Genomic DNA, 21,516 nt, shown 5'->3' on the forward strand with positions numbered 1-21,516 from the left:
AGGGAACTCCGACCATCCCGTGCGCGCCCCGCGGCCTGCCGCACCCCTGACACCTGCCGTCCGATCCGGACCGGCGCCGACCGCCACCCCGACTCAGAGAGCCGAGGAGACAGCCATAGCGACCGATCCGAAGTCCGACCGCCGCAACGGGATCGCCGGCTGGGCGCCCGTTCTGCTCTCTGCCACTCTGTTCGCGTGGTTCTGCACGTTCCTCCCGGCTGTCGCCGAGGGAGAGGTCCTGCTCTGGCAGCTCGACTGGGTGCCGTCCCTGAGCGTCTCCCTCTCCTTCCTCGTCGACGGACTGTCGCTGACCTTCCTGCTGCTGATCTCGGGCATCGGCACGCTGGTGATGCTCTATTCCGACAGCTACCTGCGGGGCGATCCGCAATACGCGCGCTTCGCCCTCTACCTCACCTCGTTCATGCTCTCGATGCTGGGGCTCGTCGCGGCGGACAACCTGATCGCGCTCTTCGTGTTCTGGGAGCTGACGACGATCACCTCCTACCTGCTGATCGGCTTCCACAACGACGAGGCCGACAGCCGCCGCTCGGCGCTCCAGGCGCTGCTGGTCACGGGCACCGGGGCGCTGGCCATGATGGCGGGGATGATCCTGATGGGCGTCGCCGCGGGCACCTTCGAGATCTCCGAGATCGTGGCCCAGGGCGACGTCCTGCGCGAACATCCCTGGTACCTCGCGATCATGATCCTGATCCTCGCGGGGGCCTTCACCAAGTCGGCGCAGGTGCCGTTCCACTTCTGGCTGCCCAACGCCATGGCCGCGCCGACGCCGGTCTCGGCCTTCCTGCACTCGGCCACCATGGTGAAGGGCGGCGTCTACCTGCTGGCCCGCCTGCACCCGGCGCTTTCCGGCACCGAGGTCTGGCTCTGGACGCTGACCATCGCCGGGGCGGCGACGGCGGTCTTCGCCTCGCTCCAGGCGATGCGGCAGACGGACATGAAGCAGGTGCTGGCCTATACCACGCTGATGGCGCTTGGCACGCTGACGCTGTTCCTCGCCTCGGGCAGCGCCTATGCGATCACCGCCTTCGTCGTCTTCCTCGTCACCCACTCGTTCTACAAGGCCTCGCTGTTCCTGATGGCGGGCTGCGTCGATCATGGCACCGGCACCCGCGACCTGCGCGTGCTCGGCGGGCTCGCCCGCGCCATGCCCCTGACGGCGCTCGCCGCCGCGATTGCCGCGCTGTCCATGGCCGGGCTGCCGCCCTTCATCGGCTTCATCGCCAAGGAACTCGGCTATGGCGGCTCGATCGAGGCCGCGTCCTCGCCGCTGCTCGTCACCGGGGCGGCGCTGATCGCCAACGCGCTGATGTTCACCGTCGCCGCCGTCGTCGCGCTGAACCCGTTCTGGCGGAGGGGCGGCGAGACGCCGTCGAAGCCCCACGAGGCCGACTGGCAGATGCTGGCCGGGCCGCTGATCCTCGCCGCCCTGGGCCTTGCCGCGGGGATCTTTCCGCATGTCCTGGAACACTACGCAGCCGCCCCCATCGCGCAGAGCCTGCTCGGCGACGCGGAAAAGGCGAAGGAGCTGCACCTCTGGGCCGGGGTCAACACGCCCTTCCTGCTGAGTCTCGCGACCTTCGCGCTCGGCCTCGTCCTCTATTTCGCACGCGGCGCCCTGCGCCGGGCGCTGGAGTCGACGGTGGGCAGGCTGCCGGACCTCGACGCGCGCTGGGACGACGTGATCGACGGGCTGAAGGGCTTCGCTGCCTGGCAGACGCGGCTGCTCCAGACCGGCAAGCTGCGCCGCTACCTCGTGGTGATCTTCGCGACCTATGCCGGGGTCATGGCCGTGACGCTCGCCATGAAGGCCGCCGTGGTGGTCGAGCTCGACTTCTCCGACCTGATCCTGAAGCAGTGGATGGTGGTCGGGCTGATCGTCACCGGCGCCGCCATCGTGACCGTCACCCGCTCGCGCCTCGCCGCCATCGCCGCGCTCGGCACCGTCGGCATCGGCGTGGCGCTGACCTTCATCGTCTACTCGGCCCCCGACGTCGCCATCACCCAGCTCCTGATCGAGACGCTGAACGTGGTGCTGGTCTCGGTCGCGCTGCTCCGGATGCCGCTGCTCGACCCCGCGGGCACCCACGACCACCGGCCCAAGGACGCGGTGCTGGCGCTGGCCGTGGGCGGCGTCGTCGCCACGCTGCTGCTCTGCGTGCTGGCGGTGCCGATGGACATGCGCCTGACCCAGTTCTTCGAGGAGGCAAGCTATCCCGACGCCCACGGCCGCAACATCGTCAACGTGATCCTCGTCGACTTCCGCGCCATCGACACCTTCGGCGAGATCACCGTGGTCGTCATCGCCGCGCTCTCGGCCTATGCGCTGCTCAGGACCACCGGCAGGAGGGACCGCGCATGAGCCGTCTTCCGATCCGCGGTGTCCCGGGACGCGTGCGCGGTGGAGCCGCAACCGGCAGGCGGGCGTTCTGCGGAATGCGGTGCCGCGTGCTCGACCGTCCGGCAGGGGAGGTGCAGCCGTGAAATCCCTGATCCTCCGCGTGGCCACCCGCTATCTCGCGGCGCTGCTGCTGATCTTCTCGCTCTACCTGCTGCTCCGGGGCCACAACGAACCCGGCGGCGGCTTCATCGGCGGACTGGTCGGGGCGACGGCCTTCGTCCTGCACGCCATCGCCTGCGGTACGGCCGAGGCGCGGGCGGCCCTGCGCGTCCAGCCCCAGACGATCGCGGTCACCGGCCTCGCCGTGGCGCTGGTGGCGGGGCTGGTCCCGGCCTTCTCGGGCGACGCGTTCCTCACCGGCGAGTGGCTGTTCCTCTTCGCCGAGGATGGAGGCAAGGGCATCCCGCTGTCCACCCCGCTGATGTTCGACACCGGCGTCTACCTCGTGGTGCTGGGTGCGATCCTGACGCTGGTCCTCGCGATGGAAGAGGAGATCTGAGATGCCGCCCGCCGACCTTCGATCACCCGTTCCGCTCCGTTCGTCCTCCGGCGCCCGGGGGAGGGCCGGGGGGGGGGGGGGGGCCCCCCCCCCCCCCCCCCCCCCCCCCCCCGGGGGGGGGGGCGGGCCCCCCCCCCCCCCCCCCCCCCCCCCCCCCGCCCCCCCCCCCCCCCCCCGACGGGTGCGCGGCGCACCCGCCGGACCCGTCCCCGACACGTTATCCTGTCCCCGAACCGCCTGAGCCATGGAAACCCTTCTCTCCCTCACCATCGGCCTTCTCATCGCCGCTGCCGTCTACCTGATGCTGGCGCGCAACGTGCTTCGCTTCCTGTTCGGCATGCTGTTGCTGTCAAACGCCGTGAACCTGCTGATCTTCACCGCGGGCCGCCTGACCTTCGGCGTGCCCTCCTTCGTGCCCGAGGGCGCGAAGCTGCCGCCCGAGGACGCCGCGAACGCGCTGCCGCAGGCGCTGGTGCTGACGGCCATCGTCATCGGCTTCGGGCTCTTCGCCTTCGCGCTGGTGCTGGTGTTCCGCGCCTACACCAGCCTCGGCACCCTCGAATCCGCGAAGATGCGCGTCGCCGAGCCGGAAGAGGAAAAGGCGTGAGCTGGATCCTCGTCACCCCCCTGCTGGTCCCCTTTGCGACGGCCATCGCGGCCTTCCTGCTGCGCCACCGCCCGGCGGGTGCCTGGATCTCGGTCGCAGGCTCCGCCGCCGCCCTGGCCGCCTCGATCGTCCTGCTGACGGCGGTGCTGCAACAGGGCGTCGTCGCGGGCCAGATGGGCGGCTGGCCCGCGCCGTTCGGCATCACGCTGGTGGCCGACCGCCTTTCCGCCGTCATGGTCGTCATCACCGCGATCACCGGCCTTGCCGTCGCCCTCTACGCCACCGCCGAGGTGACCGAGCGGATGCGTTACCTCGGGTTCCACGCGCTGTTCCAGGTGCTGCTGGCGGGCGTCACCGGCGCCTTCCTGACCGGCGACATCTTCAACCTCTACGTCTGGTTCGAGGTCATGCTGATCTCGAGCTTCGGGCTCCTGATCCTCGGCGGCCGCCCGGCGCAGATCGACGGCGGGATCAAGTACGTCACGATCAACCTGATCTCGACGATCTTCTTCCTGTCTGCCACCGGCCTCCTCTACGGGATGACCGGCAGCCTCAACATGGCGGATCTGTCGCAACTGATCCCGCGGGTCGAGAACCAGGGCCTGATCACCGTCGTCGCGATGATGTTCATGGTCGCCTTCGGCATCAAGGCGGCGGTCTTCCCGCTGTTCTTCTGGCTGCCGGCCTCCTACCACACGCCCGCCTTCTCGGTCTCTGCCGTCTTCGCGGGGCTGCTGACCAAGGTCGGGGTCTATGCCCTGATCCGGGTCTTCACGCTGATCTTCGACCACGACACCGGCTATACCCATACGGTGCTGCTCTGGGTCGCCTGCCTGACCATGGTCACCGGCGTTCTGGGGGCGGCGGCGCAGATGGACTTCCGCAAGATCCTGTCGTTCCACATCATCAGCCAGATCGGCTACATGATCCTCGGCCTCGCGCTGCTGACGCCGCTGGCGCTGGCGGGGGCGGTCTTCTACCTCGTTCACCACATCATCGTGAAGGCGAACCTGTTCCTCGTCGCGGGCGTCGCCGAGCGTCTCACCGGATCCACCGCCCTCGGGCGCATCGGCGGCCTCTACACCCATGCGCCGCTGCTGGCGCTGCTGTTCCTGATCCCCGCCTTCTCGCTCGCGGGGTTCCCGCCGCTCTCGGGGTTCTGGGCGAAATACGTGCTGGTCAAGGCCTCGCTCGACATCGAACACTGGATCGCCGCCGCCGTGGCGCTGGCCGTGGGCCTGCTCACCATCTTTTCGATGACCAAGATCTGGGGCGAGGCGTTCTGGCCGCCCCACCCCGACGGGGTCGAGCCGAAACTGTCCCGCCTCACCCGCGCCGAGCGTTGGCGGCTCCTGACCCCGATCGCGGCGCTGGCCACCATGACGGTCATCATCGGCCTCTTCCCGCAGCCCTTCATCACCTTCGCCGAAGGCGCGGCCGCGCAGCTTCTGGACAAGACCGCCTATGTGGACGCCGTGCTGGGGGCGCAGGAATGAACCGCTTCGTCACGAACCTTCTTCTCGCCGCCAGCTGGGCCGCCTTCCAGGGGCAGTTCACCCTGTTCAACCTTGCCGTCGGCTTCGTCATCGGCTTCGGCGTGCTCTGGGCGCTGCAACCGCTGATGGGCGGGCCGAGCCCCTATTTCCGCCGCGCGTGGACCTGGTCGAGGTTGCTGGTGATGTTCCATTACGAGCTGATCCTCGGCGCCATCACCGTGGCCTGGGACGTGCTGACCCCGACCCAGCACTCGCGCCCCGGCATGGTGGAGGTGCCGCTCGACGTGACCTCGGACACCGCGATCTTCCTCGTCACGAACCTGATCTCGCTGACGCCGGGCACGCTCTCGCTGGACGTGTCCGAGGACCGCAAGACGCTCTATGTCCATGCCATGTTCGCCCACGACCCCGAGGCGACGGTGAAAAGCCTGAAACAGGGCATGGAACGCTGGGTGAAGGAGGCCGTGGAGACATGACGCCCGAAGATTTCCTGGCCGTGGCGCTGAACGTCACCTTCTCGCTGATCCTCGCCGCGCTGGTGCTGGGCTTCTACCGCCTTGCCAAGGGGCCGACGCTGCCCGACCGGGTGGTGGCGCTCGACATGATGACGGTGCTGATCGTCGCCTTCTGCGTCGCCTTCTCGATCACCTCGGAGGATCGCGCCTTCCTCGACGTGGCGCTGGTGCTGGGGCTGACCGGGTTTCTCGCGACTGTCGCGCTGGCCCGCTTCGCCGAACGCCGGCAGGCCCGGCGCGAGGCCCGCTCGGACACGGAGGACGGGGAATGAACGACATCGTCACCGGCATCCTCTGCCTTGCCGCAGGAGTCTTCGCGGTGATCGCCGCCCTCGGCGTCGTGCGCCTGCCGGACGTGCTGGTGCGGATGCATGCCTCGACCAAGGCCGGCACGCTCGCCTCGGGGCTGATGGCCGCGGCGGCCATGGTGCACTTCGGCGACATCACCGTGATCTTCCGCGGCATCCTGATCGTCGGCTTCCTGTTCCTGACCGCCCCTGTGGCCGCCCACATGATCGGCCGCGCCGCTCTGAAGACCGGCGCCTCGCCGGAGACGCGCGACCTTACCCCGGGCGAGGAACACCCGCTCTGAGGCGGCGTTGCCCCCGGGGAGACCTTGCAGTTCCTGACAGTCCGGCTGTAACCTTCGACTGACATCTTGACCCCGCCCGGTGGCGGCCGGACCCGCACCCCGCACGCACGGGGGCCGGGCCACGGCTGGCGCAGAGCGGCCTGCATGCGTTGCAGGCCACCGGGAGCAATGGGAGACGACGCGCCGATGATCGAGCATTTCTCCGAATACATGCCCCACGGCATGTGCCTGCTGTGGGAACCCTGGCTGCTGCTGCTCTACGGCGGGTCCGATGTCCTGATCTTCATCGCCTACTTCGCCATCCCGCTGGCCCTGCTGAAGGTGCTGCGGGGCCGCAAGGACATCCGCCATCGCGGTCTGATCCTGCTCTTCGCCTCGTTCATCCTGCTGTGCGGCATCACCCATGCGATGTCGGTCGTCACGCTGTGGATCCCGATCTACCCGATCCAGGGGACGATCAAGCTTCTGACCGGCATCGTCTCGGCCACGACGGCGGTGGTGCTGTTCCGCCTCGTGCCGCGGCTGATCGCGCTGCCGGGGGTCGATGCGCTGGAGCGGGCCAATGCCGAGTTGCGCGCCGAGATCGCGGCCCACGAGCAGACGCTGGCCGACCTGCGCCGCTCGCGGCTGGAGCTGGAGGGCAAGGTGGAGGAGCGCACCGCAGAGCTGAAGGTGGCGAACGCGCGGCTGGCCGTGACCGCGCGGGAGGCGATCCACCGCAGCCGCAACCTGATCACCGTCGTCGCCTCGCTGGCCCGCCAGACCGCCCGCGGCCAGACCAGCCTCGACGCCTTCACCGAGCTGTTCAACGGCCGTCTCCACGCGCTGACCGTCGCCACCACCGCCGTGCTGCAGGGCGCGAACGAGACGGCGGCGGACCTCGACGACGTCATCCGCCGCCAGCTCGAGCCGCTGCTGCTGACCTGGGGCGAGCGGATCGAGATCTCGGGGCCCACGGTGCAGGTCGGTTCGGAAGCGGCGCAGCAGATCAGCCTCGCCATCCACGAACTGTCGACCAACGCCCAGAAGCACGGCGCGCTCGACACCCCGGGCGCCCGGATCGCGGTGACCTGGACGCTGCCCGTCGCGGCGGACGGCGACCGCCGCCTGGTGCTGGCCTGGCGCGAGACGACGCCCGCCGTCACCGCCACCCCCGCGGTGGAACGCGGGGGGCCGGGCTTCGGCACCCGGCTTCTGAACCAGATCGTTCCGACCATGCTCCAGGGCAGCGCCCGCCAGCTGCGCGACGGCGGGGGGCTGTCCTACGTGCTCGACGTTCCCGTCTCCGCGCTGCGCCCCGGGGATGGCGAGGCCGAGAACGAGGGCTTCGTCACCGCCACCATCGACGAGACCTACGGCGTGGCCTGACCCGCTGCGGGCCGCAGGGCGGTTCTCCGGAGGAGGGCGGCGGGTCTCTGCGGCATTCCGGAAGGAAACAGAGTGGGGGTCAGGCCTTCCGGGGGCGTTTCAGGGCGCCGCGGATGTCCGACAGCGCGAAGGCGCCGATGGCCGAGCCGATGACGTAGTAGCTGACCATGCCCGTCAGGACGAGGCCGACCAGCGCCGGGACCTTCCAAGCCGGCAGGTCGAACAGCGGTCCGAGCGCGGCCATCGCCGCCCAGAGGCAGAGTCCCATGCCCGCCGAGGCGGCGAGGATGCGCCAGAGGCGGCGGCGGAAGCGGTCGTCAAAGCGCGCCGCCTCTCCCATGGTGCGCGCGCCGCGCCAGAGCAGCCAGACCATCGCCCAGGCCGCGAGCGTCGTGCCGAGCGCCGCGGCGAGGTAGCCGATCACCGGCGCGAGGCCGATGGCAAGGCCCGCATTCACCACCAGCGCGGCGAGCGCGAAGCGGAACGGGCTCTTCGTGTCCTCGCGCGCGAAGTAGAGCGGCTGCAGCACCTTCTGGAGCACGAAGGCGGGCAGGCCCAGCCCGTAGACCGCCAGCGCCCAGGCCGTGGCAAGGCTGTCCTCGGGGCCGAAGGCGCCGCGCTGGAACAGGACCTGCGTGACGGGCAGGGGCACCACGACGAAGGCGACGGCACAGGGCACGGTCAGGGTCAGCGCCATCTCGGCGGCGCGGCTGACGGCATAGCGGCCGCCCACCGTGTCCCCCGCCTGGAGGCGGCGCGACAGCTCGGGCAGCAGCACCACGCCGATGGCGATGCCCACAACGCCGAGCGGCAGCTGGTAAAGCCGGTCGGCATAGTTCAGCCAGGCGATGGCGCCGTCGAAGAAGCTGGCCACCTGGCGGCCGACCAGCAGGTTGATCTGCACCACGCCCCCCGCCAGCGCCGCCGGCGCCGCGATGATGGCGAGCTTCTTCAGGTCCGGCGTCAGCTTCGGCTTCCGGATCGTGAGCTTGAACCCCGCCCGCGCCGCCGCCCACCAGACCAGCGCCAGCTGCGCGATGCCGCCCACCGGCACCGACAGCGCCAGCGTGTCGCCGACCCTCAGCCCCAGCATCTGGTCCATTCCCGCGCCCAGCATGTCCGACGCCGGGCGCCCCATCGCCGCGCCGACCAGCACGCCGACGATGAAGACGATGTTCAGCAGCACCGGCGCCGCCGCCGCCGCTAGGAACCGACCGTTGGCGTTCAGCACGCCCGAGACGAGCGCGGCGAGCGAGATGAACAGGATGTAGGGAAAGGCGATGCGGCCGTATTCCACGGCGAGGTCGAAGCGTTCGTCGCCGCGGAACCCCCCGGCCATGGCCGTGACGAGCCAGGGCATGACGAGGATGCCGATCACGGTGAAGACCGAAAGGACCAGGATCATCCCCGCGAAGGCGTCCTGCGCGAAGCCCTTCGGATCGTCGCCGGATTCCACCTTCTTCGAGAACAGCGGCACGAAGGCCATGTTGAACGCGCCTTCGGCGAAGAAGCGGCGGAACATGTTCGGCAGGGAGAAGGCGACGAGGAAGGCCTCGGCCACGGGGCCCGAGCCGAGGTAGGCCGCGATCATGATGTCGCGGACGAACCCCATGACCCGGCTCGCCATGGTCCAGGCGCCGACCGTCAGAAATCCGCGCAGCATTACGCCCGGGCCCTCGCAGATCCCTGTTCGATGGCCTCGCGCAGGCGCCTCTCGATCGTGCGCTGCTTGCTCTCGGTATAGAATTTCAGACCGAACATGTCCTTGACATAGAAGGTGTCCACCACCTGCTCGCCGTAGGTCGCGATGACGGCGGAGGCAATGGAGATGTTGGAGGCGGCCAGCGTCCGTGTCAGGTCGTAGAGCAGGCCGGGGCGGTCGCGGGTGTCGACCTCGATGATGGTGTAGATCTCGGAGCCGTCGTTGTCGAAGGTGATGATCGTCGGGACGCGGAAGCCCTTCTCGCGCTTCTTCATCTTGTCGCGCGGCTTCAGCGCCTCGCGCGCCACGACCTCGCCCTTCAGCGTGCGGCCGATCATGGTGCGCAGGCGGTCGAGCTTGTCGCGGGCATAGGGGTGGCCGTCGGCGTCCTGCACCCAGAACACCGCCGTGGCATAGCCGTCGTTGGAGGTGTAGGTGCGCGCGTCGACCACGTTCGCGCCGACCAGCGCCAGCGCCCCGGCGAGGCGCGAGAAGATGCCGGGGTGGTCGACCATGGCGAAGCAGGCGCGGGTCGCGTCGCGGTCGGGGTCGGGTTCGAGGTCGATGCGGATGTCGCCGTCCTCGATGTTCTGGAGGAGCTTGGCGAAGACGACATGGGCCGCGGTGTCGAGCCCCTGCCAGTAGGGCGGGTAATGGCGCTGCGTCTCGTGGCGGACCACGGACTTGTCCCAGCCCTCGAGCGCCTCGCGCAGCAGGCGGCGCGCCTCGGTGCCGCGGGTCTCGCGGTTGAGCGCCTCGATGCCGTTCTCCAGCGCATCCACCGTCTCGCGGTAGAGCTGGCGCAGCAGCTGGGCCTTCCAGTTGTTCCAGGTGCCGGGGCCGACCCCGCGGATATCGCAGACGGTGAGAACGGTCAGCAGGTCCAGCCGCTTGCGGTTCCTCACCGCCTTGGCGAAGTCGCGGATGGTGCGCGGGTCCGACAGGTCGCGCTTCTGGGCGATGTCGGACATCAGCAGGTGATAGCGCACGAGCCATTCCACCGTGTCCGTCTCGGCCTGCTTCAGCCCGAGCCGCGGACAGACCTTGCGCGCGATCTTGGCGCCGAGGGCCGAGTGATCCTCGTCCCGGCCCTTGCCGATGTCGTGCAGCAGCACCGACAGGTACATCACCCGCCGGTTCACCGCGTTCTCCTTCAGGATCCGGCTGGCGATCGGCAGCTCCTCGACCAGCTCGCCCCGCTCGATCTGCGAGAGCGCGCCGATGCACTGGATCGTGTGCTCGTCCACCGTGAAGTGGTGGTACATGTTGAACTGCATCATCGCCACGATGGGCTCGAACTCGGGCAGGAAGGCGGCCAGCACGCCCAGCTCGTTCATCCGCCGGAGCGCCCGGTCGGGAGAGGGGTACTTCAGCAGCAGGTCCATGAAGATGCGCACCGCCTCGGGCGACTTGCGCACGCTGTTGTCGATCAGGTGCAGGTTGGCGGCGATGGCCCGCATGGCGTCGGGATGGAGGAGGTGGCCGGTCCTGAGCGCCTCCTCGAAGATGGCGAGCAGGTTCAGCGGATCGGCAAGGAAGGCCTTGCGGTCCTCGAAGTTCAGGCGGTTCTGCTCGATCGCGAAGCCGGGACGGGTCTTCCGCTTGCGGCGGAACAGGCCGACGAGGCTGGGCGCGTCCTTCTTGTGGTCGGCTTCCAGCGCGGTCAGCAGGATCCGCGTGAGCTCGCCCACCCGGTTCGCGTGCCGGAAATAGGTCTGCATGAAATGCTCGACCCCGCGCCGCCCCGCGCGGTCCTGGAAGCCCATGCGCTCGGCCACCTCGACCTGCATGTCGAAGGTCAGCTGGTCCATCGCCCGCCCCGCGATCAGGTGCATGTGGCAGCGCACCGCCAGCAGGAAGCTCTCGGCCCGCTGGAACTGGTCGAACTCGTTCTGGGTGAAGGTGCCCGCTGCGACGAGGCCCGAGGTGTCCTCGACCCGGTTGACGTATTTCGCGATCCAGAACAGCGTCTGGAGATCCCGGAGGCCGCCCTTGCCCTCCTTCACGTTCGGCTCCAGCACGTAGCGCTGGCCGCCCTGCTTGTTGTGCCGCTGGGTGCGCTCGGCCAGCTTGGCGGCGATGAACTCGGCCCCGCTGTCGTTGAAGAGCTCGCTCCACAGCCGCTCGCCCAGGTCGTCGTCCAGCTCCTGCCGCCCGACGAGGAAGCGCCGCTCAAGAAGAGCGGTGCGCACGGTATAGTCCTCCTTGGCCATGCGCAGGCAGTCCTTGATGGTGCGGCTGGCATGGCCGACCTTCAGGTGCAGGTCCCAGAACATGTAGAGCATGGACTCGATCACGCTCTCCGCCCAGGCGGTGATCTTGTAGGGTGTCAGGAACAGCAGGTCGACGTCCGAGAAGGGGCACATCTCGGCCCGGCCGTAGCCGCCCACGGCCAGCACCGCCAGCCGCTCGCCCCCGGTGGGGTTCGGGCGCGGGTGCAGGTGGCGGGTGGCGACGTCGAAGATCGTCCCGACGACGCAATCGGTGAGATAGCTGTAGGCGGCGACGGTCGGGCGCGCCGTCTCGGGACTGGCGGTGAAGGCCTCGGCGATCGCGCGGCGGCCCTCGTCCAGCCCGGCCTTCAGGTGCTGCACGGCGGCGGCGCGCATCGCGGCGGGATCGGTTGCCCCGGCAATATCGGCCTCGATCCGCGCCTGCAGGGCGGCGCGGTCGAAGATCCGGTGCTCCGGCAGGATCAGGTCCCCGTGGGACGCTGGAAAGACGTCGACGGGCGCAGGCTCAGAAGCCGGGGCCGCCGAAACTCTTCGGCGCAGGGTCAATCACCACCACCTGGTTGTTGCGGATCTGGGCCACGGCCATGCCCCGCTGGTTGGTGCCGTCGGGCCGCAGCCGGAAGATGCCGTTGACGCCGATGAAGCCCGAACCCTGGGTCAGCGCGCTGGTGCTGAGCGCGTCGCGGCGGCCGGTCTTCACCAGGGCGCCGATCGCCGCGATCCCGTCATAGGCCAGACCCGCGATCGCATGGGGGTTCGAGCCGTAGGCGGCGGTGTAGCGGCTTTCGAACCGGCTGGTCAGGCCCGGATCGGGCAGGGCGAACCAGCTGCCCTGGAGGCCCTGGAGCGACAGCGCGCTGCTCGGGATGTCGAGGCGCGAGAGGCCGATGAACTGGGTCGCCGAGGGCGAGACGCCATTGGCGGGCAGCAGGTCGGCCAGGAAGGGCAGGGCGCCGGCGGTGTCCGAGGTCATGAACAGGGCGTTCGCGCCCGAGGCCTGAATCGCGCTGGCGATGCCGGGCACGGCGCGGGTCACGCCCTGCTGCGACAGCTCGAAGGACGAGACCCCGGCCAGCTGCGCGCGGTTCGCCTGGATGGCGCCGAGGATGGCGTCGCGGCCCAGCTCCTCGGCCGTGCTCTGGCCGTGGACGACGTAGATGTTGCCGCGGCCCTGGCGGGCGGCGTAGCTGACCAGCCGGTTCGCCGTGTTCTCGAAGGTGTTGCCCAGCACGAAGACGTTGCCGCCCGCGATCGAGGTATTGTTCGAGAAGGCCAGCAGGTTCACCCCGCGGTCGGCCACGGCGACCCCGGCCGCGTTGGCGGCCTGGGCGAACACGGGGCCGAGGATGATCTGCGCGCCGTCGGCCACCGCGCGGGTCGCCGCCTCGGCCGCCTGGGCGGGTTGGCCGCCGGAATCGTAGACCTTGAGGTCGATCTGGACGCCGTCGAGGTCGGTGATGGCAAGCCGCGCCGCGTTCTCGAGGCTGCGGGACAGCAGGGCGCCGCCGTCGGGCGAGGAGGCGGGCACCAGCAGGGCCACCTGCACCGGCGCCGACGGGTTGATCCGCCCGCCGCCGCCTCCGCCGAGCGCGATCGGATCGCAGGCGGCAAGCGAGAGGGCGGCAAACGCAGCGGCGGCCAGCCGGACGATCGGCTTGCGGGCGGCGGTCAAAAAGGCAAACATCGGCGAACTTTCTTGCGGCGCGGTCTGAAGGTGTCGCACGACCCTAGGCTGAGACGCGGAGCGTGTAAATCGGAGAGAGCGCCGACATGCCGCCAATCGCACAGATCCGCCCGCTGGACCCCGGGCTCTACTTCGTGGCGACGCCGATCGGCACCGCGCGCGACATCACCCTGCGCGCCCTCGACATCCTCGCCTCGGCCGACGCGATCGCCGCCGAGGACACCCGCACGGCCCGCAAGCTCATGGAAATACATGGCATTCCGGTGGGTGGGCGACCGCTGATCGCCTATCACGACCACAACGGCGCCGCGGTGCGCCCGCGGCTGCTGGCGATGATGGCGGAAGGCCGCTCGGTTGCCTATGCCTCGGAGGCGGGAACGCCGCTGGTCGCCGATCCGGGCTTCGCGCTCGCCCGGGACGCGATCGCGCGGGGGCTGCCGGTGACCGGTGCGCCGGGGCCTTCGGCGCTGCTCGCGGCGCTGACGCTGGCGGGGCTGCCGACCGACCGCTTCCTGTTCGCCGGGTTCCTGCCGCCCGCCTCGGCGGCGCGCCGCAAGGTTCTGCGCGAACTCGCGGCGGTCCCGGCGACACTGGTGTTCTTCGAGTCGCCCAAGCGGCTTTCGGGAACCGTTAGGGATATTGGTTCAGAGTTGGGCGAGACGCGGCGAATCGCGGTATGCCGGGAGCTGACGAAGAAGTTCGAGGAGGTGCGCCGCGGCACCGTGGCCGAAGTGCTGGCGGACTGCGAGGAGCGGCCGGTGCGCGGCGAGGTCGTGATCGTGCTGGACCGTGACCGCTCGGTGGCGGGCGAAGAGGACATGATCGCGGCCCTGCGCCGGGCGATGGAGACGATGACGGTGAAGGACGCGGCACGGGCCGTGGCCGAAGACCTGGGTTTGCCGAAACGCGACGTCTACCAGGCGGCGCTGGAACTGGAGGGAAAGACATGAGCGGTGCGGTTTCCTATCACGCCGGGCTCTGCGCGGAAGACCGGGTCGCAGCGGAATACAGCCGTCGCGGCGCCGCCATCGTCGGCCGCAGGTGGCGCGGCAGGGGCGGCGAGATCGACGTCATCGCCCGCGAAGGTTCGGCGCTGGTCTTCATCGAGGTGAAGGCGTCGCGCAGCCATGCCCGCGCGGCGGAACGGATCGGCGCGCGCCAGATCGCGCGGCTCTACGATGCGGCCGCGGAATACGTCGCGACGGAACCGGACGGCCTGAACACCGAGATGCGCTTCGACGTGGCGCTGATGGACCGGACCGGGGCCATCGAGATCCGCGAGAACGCCTTCATGTGACGGGCGGCGCGCCCGCGCCGCGCGGATCCGCCATTGCTCCCGCCCGTCCCTCGGGCCATGAAAGCACATGTCAGGAACCGAGGGCCCCATGTCACTGAAGATTGCCATCCAGATGGATCCCATCGCGCCGATCAACATCGACGCGGACTCCACCTTCCGCATCGCCGAAGAGGCGCAGAAGCGCGGTCACAGCCTGTTCTACTACACGCCGGACCGGCTGGCCTGGCAGCAGGGCCGGGTGACCGCGCGCGGCTGGCCGCTTGAGGTCCGGCGCGAGAAGGGCAACCATTTCACGCTGGGCGAAGAGGCCGAGGTCGATCTTTCAGACTGGGACGTGGTCTGGCTCAGGCAGGATCCGCCCTTCGACATGGGCTACATCACCACCACCCACCTTCTGGACTTCCTCGCGCCGAAGACGCTGGTGGTGAACAACCCGTTCTGGGTGCGCAACTATCCCGAGAAGCTGCTCTGCCTGCAATTCCCGGACCTGATCCCGCCGACGGCCATCGCGCGCGACCTCGCTACGCTGCGCGCCTTCAAGGCCGAGCACGGCGACATCATCCTGAAACCGCTCTACGGCAACGGCGGCGCGGGCGTGTTCCGCCTGACGCCGGAGGATCGCAACATCGCGAGCCTGCACGAGCTGTTCTCGGGCATCAACCGCGAGCCGCTGATCGTGCAGAAATACCTGCCCGCTGTGACGAAGGGCGACAAGCGGGTGATCCTGGTCGAGGGGGAGCCGGTGGGCGCGATCAACCGCGTGCCGCAGCAGGGCGAGACGCGGTCGAACATGCATGTCGGCGGACGGGCCGAGAAGGTGGGCCTGACCGATCGCGACCGCGAGATCTGCGCCGCCATCGGCCCGCTGCTGCGCGAGAAGGGGCAGGTCTTCGTCGGCATCGACGTCATCGGCGACTACCTGACCGAGATCAACCTGACCTCGCCGACCGGCATCCAGGAACTCGAGCGGTTCGACGGCACCAACATCACCGCCGGGCTGTGGGAGGCCATCGAGGCGCGCTGCGCCGCGCGCTGAGGCCCGGCATCGCCGGGTCCGCCCGCCCCTCGGCAAGACGGCGGTCCGCACCCCGGGGCGGCTCAGGCGGTGGCCGGGAGGCGGAAGCTCAGGGCTTCGGCGACGTGGCACTCCAGGACGCCGTCGCTTTGCGCGAGGTCGGCGATGGTGCGCGCCACGCGCAGCACCCGGTGATAGCCGCGCGCCGACAATCCGAACCGGTCCGCCGCCTTCAGCAGCAGCGCCCGGCCGGCGGCGTCGGGGTTTGCGAACCGCTCCAGCAGCGCGCCCTCGGCGTCGGCGTTGACGGTCACGTCGTCAAGCCCGTCGTAGCGCTCGGCCTGCCGCATCCTCGCCGCGGCGACACGGGCCGCGACGACGGCGGAGCTTTCGCCGCTGGCGGGCAGGTCGAGATCCTGGAAGGAGACCGGCGGCACGTCGACGCGCAGATCGAAGCGGTCCATCAGCGGGCCGGAGATGCGGCCGAGATAGTCCTCGCCGCAATGGGGCACCCGGGCGCAGGCGCGGGCGGGGTCGGCCATGTGGCCGCACTTGCAGGGATTCGCCGCGGCGACCAGCATGAAGCGGCAGGGATAGCGGACATGGGCATTGGCGCGGGCGACGACGACATCGCCGGTCTCGATCGGCTGGCGCAGGGTCTCCAGCACCGCGCGGGCGTATTCCGGCAGCTCGTCGAGGAACAGCACGCCGTTGTGGGCAAGCGAGATCTGTCCCGGCTTCGCGCCCTTGCCGCCGCCGACGATGGCGGCCATCGAGGCGGTGTGGTGCGGCTCCATGAAGGGCCGCTCGCGCGAGATCCCGCCTTCGGTCAGCAGCCCGGCGAGCGAGTGGATCATCGAGGTGTCGAGCGCCTCCTTCGCCGTCAGCGGCGGCAGCAGCCCCGGCAGGCGCTTCACCAGCATCGACTTGCCCGAGCCCGGCGCGCCCACCAGCAGCAGGTGGTGACGTCCGGCGGCGGCGATCTCCAGCGCCCGCTTCGCGCGCTCCTGGCCCTTGACCTCGGACAGGTCGCGGCTGTGGACCGAGGGGGCGACGATGCCGGCCGTGGCGGGCGACAGCGGCGACTGGCCGTTGAAATGTCGGATCGCCTCGGAAAGGCTTGCGGGCGCGATCACCGTTGCCGCCTCGACCCATGCCGCCTCGGCCCCGCAGGCCTTCGGGCAGAGCAGGACGCGATCCTCCGTCGCGGCGGTCAGGGCGGCGGGCAGGGCACCGATGACCGGCACCAGCGTGCCGTCGAGGGAGAGCTCGCCCAGGGCGAGCGTGCCTTCGACCTCGTCCTTCGGCAGGATATCGAGCGCGGCGAGCAGGGCGAGGGCGATGGGCAGGTCGAAGTGCGACCCTTCCTTCGGCAGGTCGGCGGGCGAGAGGTTGACGGTGATCCGCTTGCTCGGCAGCGCGATGGCGAGGGCGTTCAGCGCGGCGCGCACCCGCTCGCGCGCTTCCGACACCGCCTTGTCGGGCAGGCCGACGACCGAGAAGGCGGGCAGGCCGGGCGCGATGGCGCACTGCACCTCGACCAGGCGCGCCTCGATCCCCTCGAAGGCGACCGTGTAGGTTCTTGAGACCACCCTCCGCTCCTGCCGCTGGACTTCGTTAACGGCTAGGGCAGGGGCGTTTAGGAATGGTTAACGATGCGCCTTCCCGGTGTCCGCGACCAGCGCCATGAAGGCAGGCCAGGCCTCGGGGTCGGCTGCGGTCCTGTCGCGGCAGAAGGCGTTGCAGAAGCCGTAGATCCTGCCGTCGAACTCCAGGAAATGGGTCACCGGCCTGCCCGAACAGGGGCAGCTGTCGTTGACCGCCGGGCCGTGGTCCACCGCGCCGGCCGGACGGGGGGCCGGGCCGGGCCAGGCGGTCTGTTCGCAGGGGCGCGCGTACCAGGGCAGGTCGTCGCCGTGGACAAGGCCCATGGCCCGCCAGCGGCGAAACGCCGGATCGGCAAGGTGGGCGTCGACATAGGCGCGGGCGGCGGCGCCCACGCTCAACCCGTAGGTGGCGATGCGCGTCGCCACCGGGGCGAAGAAGGCGTCGGCGGCGGAGTAGGGCCCGCAGAGCCACGGACCTTCGGCGGCGCAGGCGCGGCGGGCATGGTCCCAGATCGTCTCGAGCCGTCGCAGGTCCGCCTGCACCCCGTCCGAAGCCTCGAAGCCGGTGTAGGCGCAGCGCAGGTTCATCGGGCAGGCGCTGCGCAGGGCGGTGAAGCCTGCGTGCATCTCGGACGCGAGGGTCCGGGCGATCGCGCGGGCCTTCGGGTCGGTCGGCCAGATCCCGGCCCCGGGGTGGCGCGAGGCCAGCTCCTCGGCGATGGCGAGGCTTTCCGAGACCACGGCGCCGTCGTCGAAGACGGCGGTCGGCACCGTGCGGGCGGGGGCGAGGGCCGACATCTGGTCGGCCACGGCGCCGTCGTTGAAGTCCACCATCTTCGTGGCGAACGGGATGTTCCAGCGGTCGAACAGAAGCCAGCCGCGCAGGGACCAGGAGGAATAGGCGTAATCGCCGAGGTAAAGCTGTGTCATGGCGCGACGCTAGGGCGACGGCGGACGGCGGGGAAGCGAATCTTCGTCATCGCGGTCATCACGGCCGGTGATTGACCGGCCCCGCCGTTCCCGCGGCATAGTCGAGCCGGGTCAGCGACAGCGGCTCGATCCGCTGGGCGAGCGCCTGGTAGGGGGTGCAGCCGGTCGCGGCGGCGAACTGCGTCAGGATCGTGCCGATATGGGCGACGGCGACGATGTCGCGCCCGGGATGCGCCGCCGAGAGCGCGGCGACGGCGGCCGAGACCCGCGCCGCCGCGGCGTTCCAGCTTTCGCCCTCTGGCGGCGCGATGTCGCCCGGTTCCTCCCAGTACCGTCGGGACAGCGCGGGATCGCGGGCCGCGATCACGTCGAAGGTCAGTCCGTCCCACGCGCCGAAGTCGAATTCCCTGAGCGCGGCGGCATCGGGCAGGCGCTGCCGCTTGCCCTGCAGGGCGTCCGCCGTCGCCCGTGCACGCAGCAGGTCCGACGAGACGACCAGTGCATCCTCCGGCAGCGCCGCCGCCAGCCGGCAAAGGGCGGCGCTGTCCGAGAGGTCGGCCGCCACGTCGCGCCAGCCGCAGACCGCCTTCTGGTGCGTCGGACCGTGGCGCACCCACCACCAGGCGCTCACGAACCGTCCCCGGGCAGCGCGCCCTTCAGCACCAGCGGCAGCCCGGCCATCACGGCGACGACCAGCCCGGCGCGTTCCGCCAGCCGACGGTTCAGCCGTCCCTGCGCATTGCGGAACCGGCGGGCCAGCGCGTTGTCGGGCACGATGCCCTGACCGACCTCGTTGCTGACCACGACAAGGGGGCAGGGCAGGGCGTCGAGCGCGTCCAGCAGGGCGGCACACTCCGCCTCGACATCGGCATCGGCCAGGATGAGGTTGCTGAGCCAAAGTGTCGCACAATCGAGCAGCGCGATGTCCGAGGGCGCGAGCGCGCCAAGCGCCCGCGGCAGGTCCAGCGGCACTTCCCGCGTCTGCCAGCCTTCCCCGCGGGCGGCACGGTGGGCCCTTATTTTCTCTCGCATTTCATCGTCGAAGGCCTGCGCGGTGGCAAGATACACCGGCCGACGGTGCCGCTCGGACAGGACCAGACGCTCGGCGAAATCGGATTTTCCCGAGGCGGCGCCACCTAGCACAAGGGAAACATTCGGCAACATGTCCGGCAACTTTCTTTGATCCAGTAACGTTACGACCCCGTAGATTTCACAAATGTTTAAGGGCCCGGGCTGGCGGGCCGCAATCGGGGAAATATGCGATGGCACTCGACGGTTTCAACGATCAGACACTCCCGCGGCGGGCCATGAAGGCCGAACTCCTGGACGCGGAGACGGAATTGCAGCTGGCCTATGCCTGGCGCGATCATCGGGACGAGAAGGCGCTGCACCGTCTGATCACCGCCTACATGCGGCTGGCGATCTCGATGGCCTCGAAGTTCCGCCGTTACGGTGCACCGATGAACGACCTTATTCAGGAGGCGAGCCTCGGGCTGATGAAGGCGGCCGACAAGTTCGACCCCGACCGCGGCGTGCGCTTCTCGACCTATGCCGTGTGGTGGATCAAGGCCAGCATCCAGGACTATGTCATGCGCAACTGGTCGATGGTGCGCACCGGCTCGACCTCCTCGCAGAAATCGCTGTTCTTCAACATGCGCCGGGTGCAGGCGCGGCTGGAGCGCGAGGCGGCGGCGCGGGGCGAGCGGCTGGACATGCACCAGATGCGCCAGATGATCGCCGTCGAGGTCGGCGTGCCGCTACATGACGTCGAGATGATGGAGGGGCGGCTTTCGGGATCGGACTATTCGCTGAACGCCACGCAGTCCTCCGAGGAAGAGGGCCGTGCCTGGATCGATGCGCTGGAGGACGAGGGCGAGCAGGCGGCCGAGTCGGTGGAGCGCAGCAAGGACATGGGCACCCTGCGCAACTGGCTGCTGACCGCCATGGCGGACCTGAACGACCGCGAGAAGTTCATCGTGCGCGAGCGCAAGCTGCGCGACGAGGCGCGGACGCTCGAGTCCCTCGGCAACGAGCTTGGCCTCAGCAAGGAGCGGGTGCGCCAGCTCGAGGCGGCGGCGTTCAACAAGATGAAGCGCAGCCTGGAGACACAGTCGCGCGAGGTCCTGCACTTCCTGGCGTGAGGCGCGGTCCGGCGGAGCGGCCTCAGGGCCGCGCGCCGACGCGACAACCCGGTGGCCGCGCGCCGACGCGACCCCGGATCGGGGATCGCGCCGCGCTTGTACCGCCGTCACGGCTTGCCTAGAACCGTGTGAACCCTGCGGAGCGCGGTCATGGCAAGCGGCAGACATATCCTTCTGATCATCGCGGGCGGGATCGCGGCCTACAAGGCGCTTGAGCTGATCCGCCGCCTGCGCGAGCGCGGGATGCACGTGACGCCGGTGCTGACCCGCGCGGCGCAACAGTTCGTCACCCCGCTGTCGGTCTCGGCCCTAGCCGGGCGCAAGGTCTTCACCGACCTCTTCGACCTCACCGACGAAGCGGAGATGGGCCATATCGAGCTGTCGCGCGCCGCCGATCTGGTGGTGGTCGTTCCCGCCACCGCCGATCTCATGGCGAAGATGGCGCAGGGGCAGGCCGACGATCTGGCTTCGACCCTGCTGATGGCCACCGACAAGCGGGTGTTGATCGCCCCCGCCATGAACGTCCGGATGTGGCAGCACCCGGCCCTGCAGCGCAACCTCGCGCTGCTGAATGGCGACGGCATCCTGACGGTGGGCCCCGACGAGGGCACAATGGCCTGCGGCGAATTCGGGCCCGGCCGCATGGCCGAGCCCGCGGCGATCGTCGCGGCCGTCGAGGGGGCGCTGGCCGAAGGGCCGCTCTCCGGCCGCCATGTCCTCGTCACCTCCGGCCCGACCCACGAACCCATCGACCCGGTGCGCTATATCGCCAACCGCTCGTCCGGGGCGCAGGGCACGGCCTTGGCCGAGGCGCTGCTGGACCTCGGGGCGCGCGTGACCTTCGTCACCGGCCCCGCGCAGGTGCCACCGCCCCCACGCGCCGAGGTCGTCCGGGTCGAGACGGCGCGCGAGATGCTGGCCGCGGTCGAGGCGGCGCTTCCGGCCGATGCCGCCGTCTTCGCGGCGGCGGTCGCGGACTGGCACGTCACCGGCGCAGCGGAGCAGAAGATCAAGAAGACCGCGGGCGGGCTGCCGACCCTGACCTTCGCCGAGAACCCCGACATCCTCGCCACGGTATCGCAGCGGACCGAAGGACGGCCGCCGCTTGTCGTCGGCTTCGCCGCCGAGACCGAGAACGTGGTCGAACACGCGACGGCGAAGCGGCTGCGCAAGGGCTGCGACTGGATCGTCGCCAACGACGTCTCGCCCGCCACCGGGATCATGGGCGGCGCCGAGAACGCCGTCACCCTGATCCGTGCCGCGGGTGTCGAGGAATGGCCGCGCCTGCCCAAGGCCGAGGTCGCCCGCCGCCTCGCCGCGCGCATCGCCGCCGCCCTGAACGGCGAAACAGATCGGGACGGCGCGGCAGACTGAGGGGCGGGGTGGTTGCACTCCATGGGCTTCCGGGCC

General features: G+C 70.0%; 20 protein-coding genes. 13 read left to right on the forward strand and 7 right to left on the reverse strand.

Translation table 11 applies throughout. The features are described from left to right. The first annotated feature begins 151 nt into the window (after positions 1–151). The 8 genes from A7B20_RS15400 to A7B20_RS15440 all read left to right on the forward strand — a co-directional run bounded on the left by A7B20_RS15400 (position 152) and on the right by A7B20_RS15440 (position 7,496). Positions 152–2,380 carry a putative monovalent cation/H+ antiporter subunit A gene (locus A7B20_RS15400; protein ID WP_102109499.1) on the forward strand — a complete coding sequence of 743 codons (2,229 nt, stop codon included), beginning with the start codon at positions 152–154 and terminating at the stop codon, positions 2,378–2,380. 118 nt (positions 2,381–2,498) lie between these two features. Continuing rightward, positions 2,499–2,918: a Na+/H+ antiporter subunit B gene (locus A7B20_RS15405; protein WP_102109471.1), complete on the forward strand. Its 420-nt coding sequence runs from the start codon at positions 2,499–2,501 to the stop codon at positions 2,916–2,918. Positions 2,919–3,162: 244 nt separating this feature from the next. Further along, positions 3,163–3,525, forward strand: a complete 363-nt coding sequence (locus tag A7B20_RS15415; protein WP_102109472.1) for a Na+/H+ antiporter subunit C — start codon at positions 3,163–3,165, stop codon at positions 3,523–3,525. Next, positions 3,522–5,021, forward strand: a complete 1,500-nt coding sequence (locus A7B20_RS15420) for a Na+/H+ antiporter subunit D (RefSeq protein WP_102109473.1) — start codon at positions 3,522–3,524, stop codon at positions 5,019–5,021. The genes A7B20_RS15415 and A7B20_RS15420 overlap by 4 nt, the downstream gene beginning before the upstream one ends. Further along, complete coding sequence (locus A7B20_RS15425) at positions 5,018–5,497, forward strand: Na+/H+ antiporter subunit E (protein ID WP_102109474.1); 480 nt, start codon at positions 5,018–5,020, stop codon at positions 5,495–5,497. The genes A7B20_RS15420 and A7B20_RS15425 overlap by 4 nt, the downstream gene beginning before the upstream one ends. Then, entirely contained in the window at positions 5,494–5,808 is a 315-nt protein-coding gene (locus tag A7B20_RS15430) for an MrpF/PhaF family protein (protein WP_102109475.1), read from the forward strand. Before A7B20_RS15425 ends, A7B20_RS15430 begins: the two co-directional genes overlap by 4 nt. Beyond that, entirely contained in the window at positions 5,805–6,128 is a 324-nt protein-coding gene (gene mnhG / locus A7B20_RS15435) for a monovalent cation/H(+) antiporter subunit G (protein WP_102109476.1), read from the forward strand. Before A7B20_RS15430 ends, mnhG begins: the two co-directional genes overlap by 4 nt. A 168-nt stretch (positions 6,129–6,296) precedes the next feature. Then, complete coding sequence (locus tag A7B20_RS15440; RefSeq protein ID WP_157937701.1) at positions 6,297–7,496, forward strand: sensor histidine kinase; 1,200 nt, start codon at positions 6,297–6,299, stop codon at positions 7,494–7,496. A 79-nt stretch (positions 7,497–7,575) separates the two neighbouring features. Here A7B20_RS15440 and murJ read toward each other — a convergent pair whose 3' ends face one another. From murJ to A7B20_RS15455, 3 genes are read right to left on the reverse strand one after another with little or no spacing between them, the layout of a single operon-like run. Next, positions 7,576–9,159, reverse strand: a complete 1,584-nt coding sequence (murJ, locus tag A7B20_RS15445; RefSeq protein ID WP_102109478.1) for a murein biosynthesis integral membrane protein MurJ — start codon at positions 9,157–9,159, stop codon at positions 7,576–7,578. After that, on the reverse strand, positions 9,159–11,978 hold the full coding sequence (locus tag A7B20_RS15450; protein WP_102109479.1) for a [protein-PII] uridylyltransferase: 2,820 nt from the start codon (positions 11,976–11,978) through the stop codon (positions 9,159–9,161). The genes murJ and A7B20_RS15450 overlap by 1 nt, the downstream gene beginning before the upstream one ends. Next, positions 11,938–13,116 (reverse strand): penicillin-binding protein activator, encoded by a 1,179-nt coding sequence (locus tag A7B20_RS15455; protein WP_102109480.1) that lies wholly within the window; start codon positions 13,114–13,116, stop codon positions 11,938–11,940. The genes A7B20_RS15450 and A7B20_RS15455 overlap by 41 nt, the downstream gene beginning before the upstream one ends. Positions 13,117–13,202: 86 nt before the next feature. Here A7B20_RS15455 and rsmI point away from each other — a divergent pair, with 86 nt between their 5' ends. From rsmI to gshB, 3 genes are all read left to right on the forward strand, one after another. Beyond that, the gene (rsmI, locus tag A7B20_RS15460; RefSeq protein ID WP_102109481.1) at positions 13,203–14,066 is read left to right on the forward strand and encodes a 16S rRNA (cytidine(1402)-2'-O)-methyltransferase; all 864 of its coding nucleotides are present in this window, start codon (positions 13,203–13,205) and stop codon (positions 14,064–14,066) included. Next, positions 14,063–14,413 carry a YraN family protein gene (locus A7B20_RS15465; protein WP_102109482.1) on the forward strand — a complete coding sequence of 117 codons (351 nt, stop codon included), beginning with the start codon at positions 14,063–14,065 and terminating at the stop codon, positions 14,411–14,413. Before rsmI ends, A7B20_RS15465 begins: the two co-directional genes overlap by 4 nt. Before the next feature lie 88 nt (positions 14,414–14,501). Next, positions 14,502–15,449, forward strand: coding sequence for a glutathione synthase (gshB, locus tag A7B20_RS15470; protein ID WP_102109483.1), 948 nt, complete (start codon positions 14,502–14,504; stop codon positions 15,447–15,449). A gap of 62 nt (positions 15,450–15,511) precedes the next feature. Here gshB and A7B20_RS15475 read toward each other — a convergent pair whose 3' ends face one another. From A7B20_RS15475 to cobU, 4 genes are read right to left on the reverse strand one after another with little or no spacing between them, the layout of a single operon-like run. Then, positions 15,512–17,020: a YifB family Mg chelatase-like AAA ATPase gene (locus A7B20_RS15475; RefSeq protein WP_102109484.1), complete on the reverse strand. Its 1,509-nt coding sequence runs from the start codon at positions 17,018–17,020 to the stop codon at positions 15,512–15,514. Positions 17,021–17,077: 57 nt separating this feature from the next. Beyond that, a complete protein-coding gene (locus A7B20_RS15480; RefSeq protein WP_102109485.1) occupies positions 17,078–17,965 on the reverse strand; it encodes a glutathione S-transferase in 888 nt (295 codons plus the stop codon). A gap of 58 nt (positions 17,966–18,023) precedes the next feature. Continuing rightward, positions 18,024–18,596, reverse strand: a complete 573-nt coding sequence (locus tag A7B20_RS15485; protein WP_102109486.1) for a histidine phosphatase family protein — start codon at positions 18,594–18,596, stop codon at positions 18,024–18,026. Continuing rightward, entirely contained in the window at positions 18,593–19,129 is a 537-nt protein-coding gene (cobU, locus tag A7B20_RS15490; RefSeq protein ID WP_102109487.1) for a bifunctional adenosylcobinamide kinase/adenosylcobinamide-phosphate guanylyltransferase, read from the reverse strand. Before cobU ends, A7B20_RS15485 begins: the two co-directional genes overlap by 4 nt. Before the next feature lie 98 nt (positions 19,130–19,227). Here cobU and A7B20_RS15495 point away from each other — a divergent pair, with 98 nt between their 5' ends. Together A7B20_RS15495 and coaBC are read left to right on the forward strand one after the other, a co-directional pair. Beyond that, positions 19,228–20,106 (forward strand): RNA polymerase factor sigma-32, encoded by an 879-nt coding sequence (locus A7B20_RS15495; protein WP_102109488.1) that lies wholly within the window; start codon positions 19,228–19,230, stop codon positions 20,104–20,106. A 150-nt stretch (positions 20,107–20,256) separates the two neighbouring features. After that, positions 20,257–21,480 (forward strand): bifunctional phosphopantothenoylcysteine decarboxylase/phosphopantothenate--cysteine ligase CoaBC, encoded by a 1,224-nt coding sequence (gene coaBC / locus A7B20_RS15500; RefSeq protein WP_102109489.1) that lies wholly within the window; start codon positions 20,257–20,259, stop codon positions 21,478–21,480. Positions 21,481–21,516 lie beyond the last annotated feature (36 nt).

Origin of the sequence: Oceaniglobus roseus (genome assembly GCF_002869745.1) — a bacterium.
GTDB lineage: Bacteria > Pseudomonadota > Alphaproteobacteria > Rhodobacterales > Rhodobacteraceae > Oceaniglobus > Oceaniglobus roseus.

Coding starts and splice junctions, on each gene's coding strand:
- A7B20_RS15430 (WP_102109475.1), top strand. CDS start 5,494: ATGACGCCCGAAGATTTCCTGGCCGTGGCGCTGAACGTCACCTTCTCG.
- coaBC (WP_102109489.1), top strand. CDS start 20,257: ATGGCAAGCGGCAGACATATCCTTCTGATCATCGCGGGCGGGATCGCG.
- A7B20_RS15415 (WP_102109472.1), top strand. CDS start 3,163: ATGGAAACCCTTCTCTCCCTCACCATCGGCCTTCTCATCGCCGCTGCC.
- A7B20_RS15465 (WP_102109482.1), top strand. CDS start 14,063: ATGAGCGGTGCGGTTTCCTATCACGCCGGGCTCTGCGCGGAAGACCGG.
- gshB (WP_102109483.1), top strand. CDS start 14,502: ATGTCACTGAAGATTGCCATCCAGATGGATCCCATCGCGCCGATCAAC.
- murJ (WP_102109478.1), bottom strand. CDS start 9,159: ATGCTGCGCGGATTTCTGACGGTCGGCGCCTGGACCATGGCGAGCCGG.
- cobU (WP_102109487.1), bottom strand. CDS start 19,129: ATGTTGCCGAATGTTTCCCTTGTGCTAGGTGGCGCCGCCTCGGGAAAA.
- A7B20_RS15455 (WP_102109480.1), bottom strand. CDS start 13,116: ATGTTTGCCTTTTTGACCGCCGCCCGCAAGCCGATCGTCCGGCTGGCC.
- mnhG (WP_102109476.1), top strand. CDS start 5,805: ATGAACGACATCGTCACCGGCATCCTCTGCCTTGCCGCAGGAGTCTTC.
- A7B20_RS15425 (WP_102109474.1), top strand. CDS start 5,018: ATGAACCGCTTCGTCACGAACCTTCTTCTCGCCGCCAGCTGGGCCGCC.
- A7B20_RS15440 (WP_157937701.1), top strand. CDS start 6,297: ATGGGAGACGACGCGCCGATGATCGAGCATTTCTCCGAATACATGCCC.
- rsmI (WP_102109481.1), top strand. CDS start 13,203: ATGCCGCCAATCGCACAGATCCGCCCGCTGGACCCCGGGCTCTACTTC.
- A7B20_RS15480 (WP_102109485.1), bottom strand. CDS start 17,965: ATGACACAGCTTTACCTCGGCGATTACGCCTATTCCTCCTGGTCCCTG.
- A7B20_RS15495 (WP_102109488.1), top strand. CDS start 19,228: ATGGCACTCGACGGTTTCAACGATCAGACACTCCCGCGGCGGGCCATG.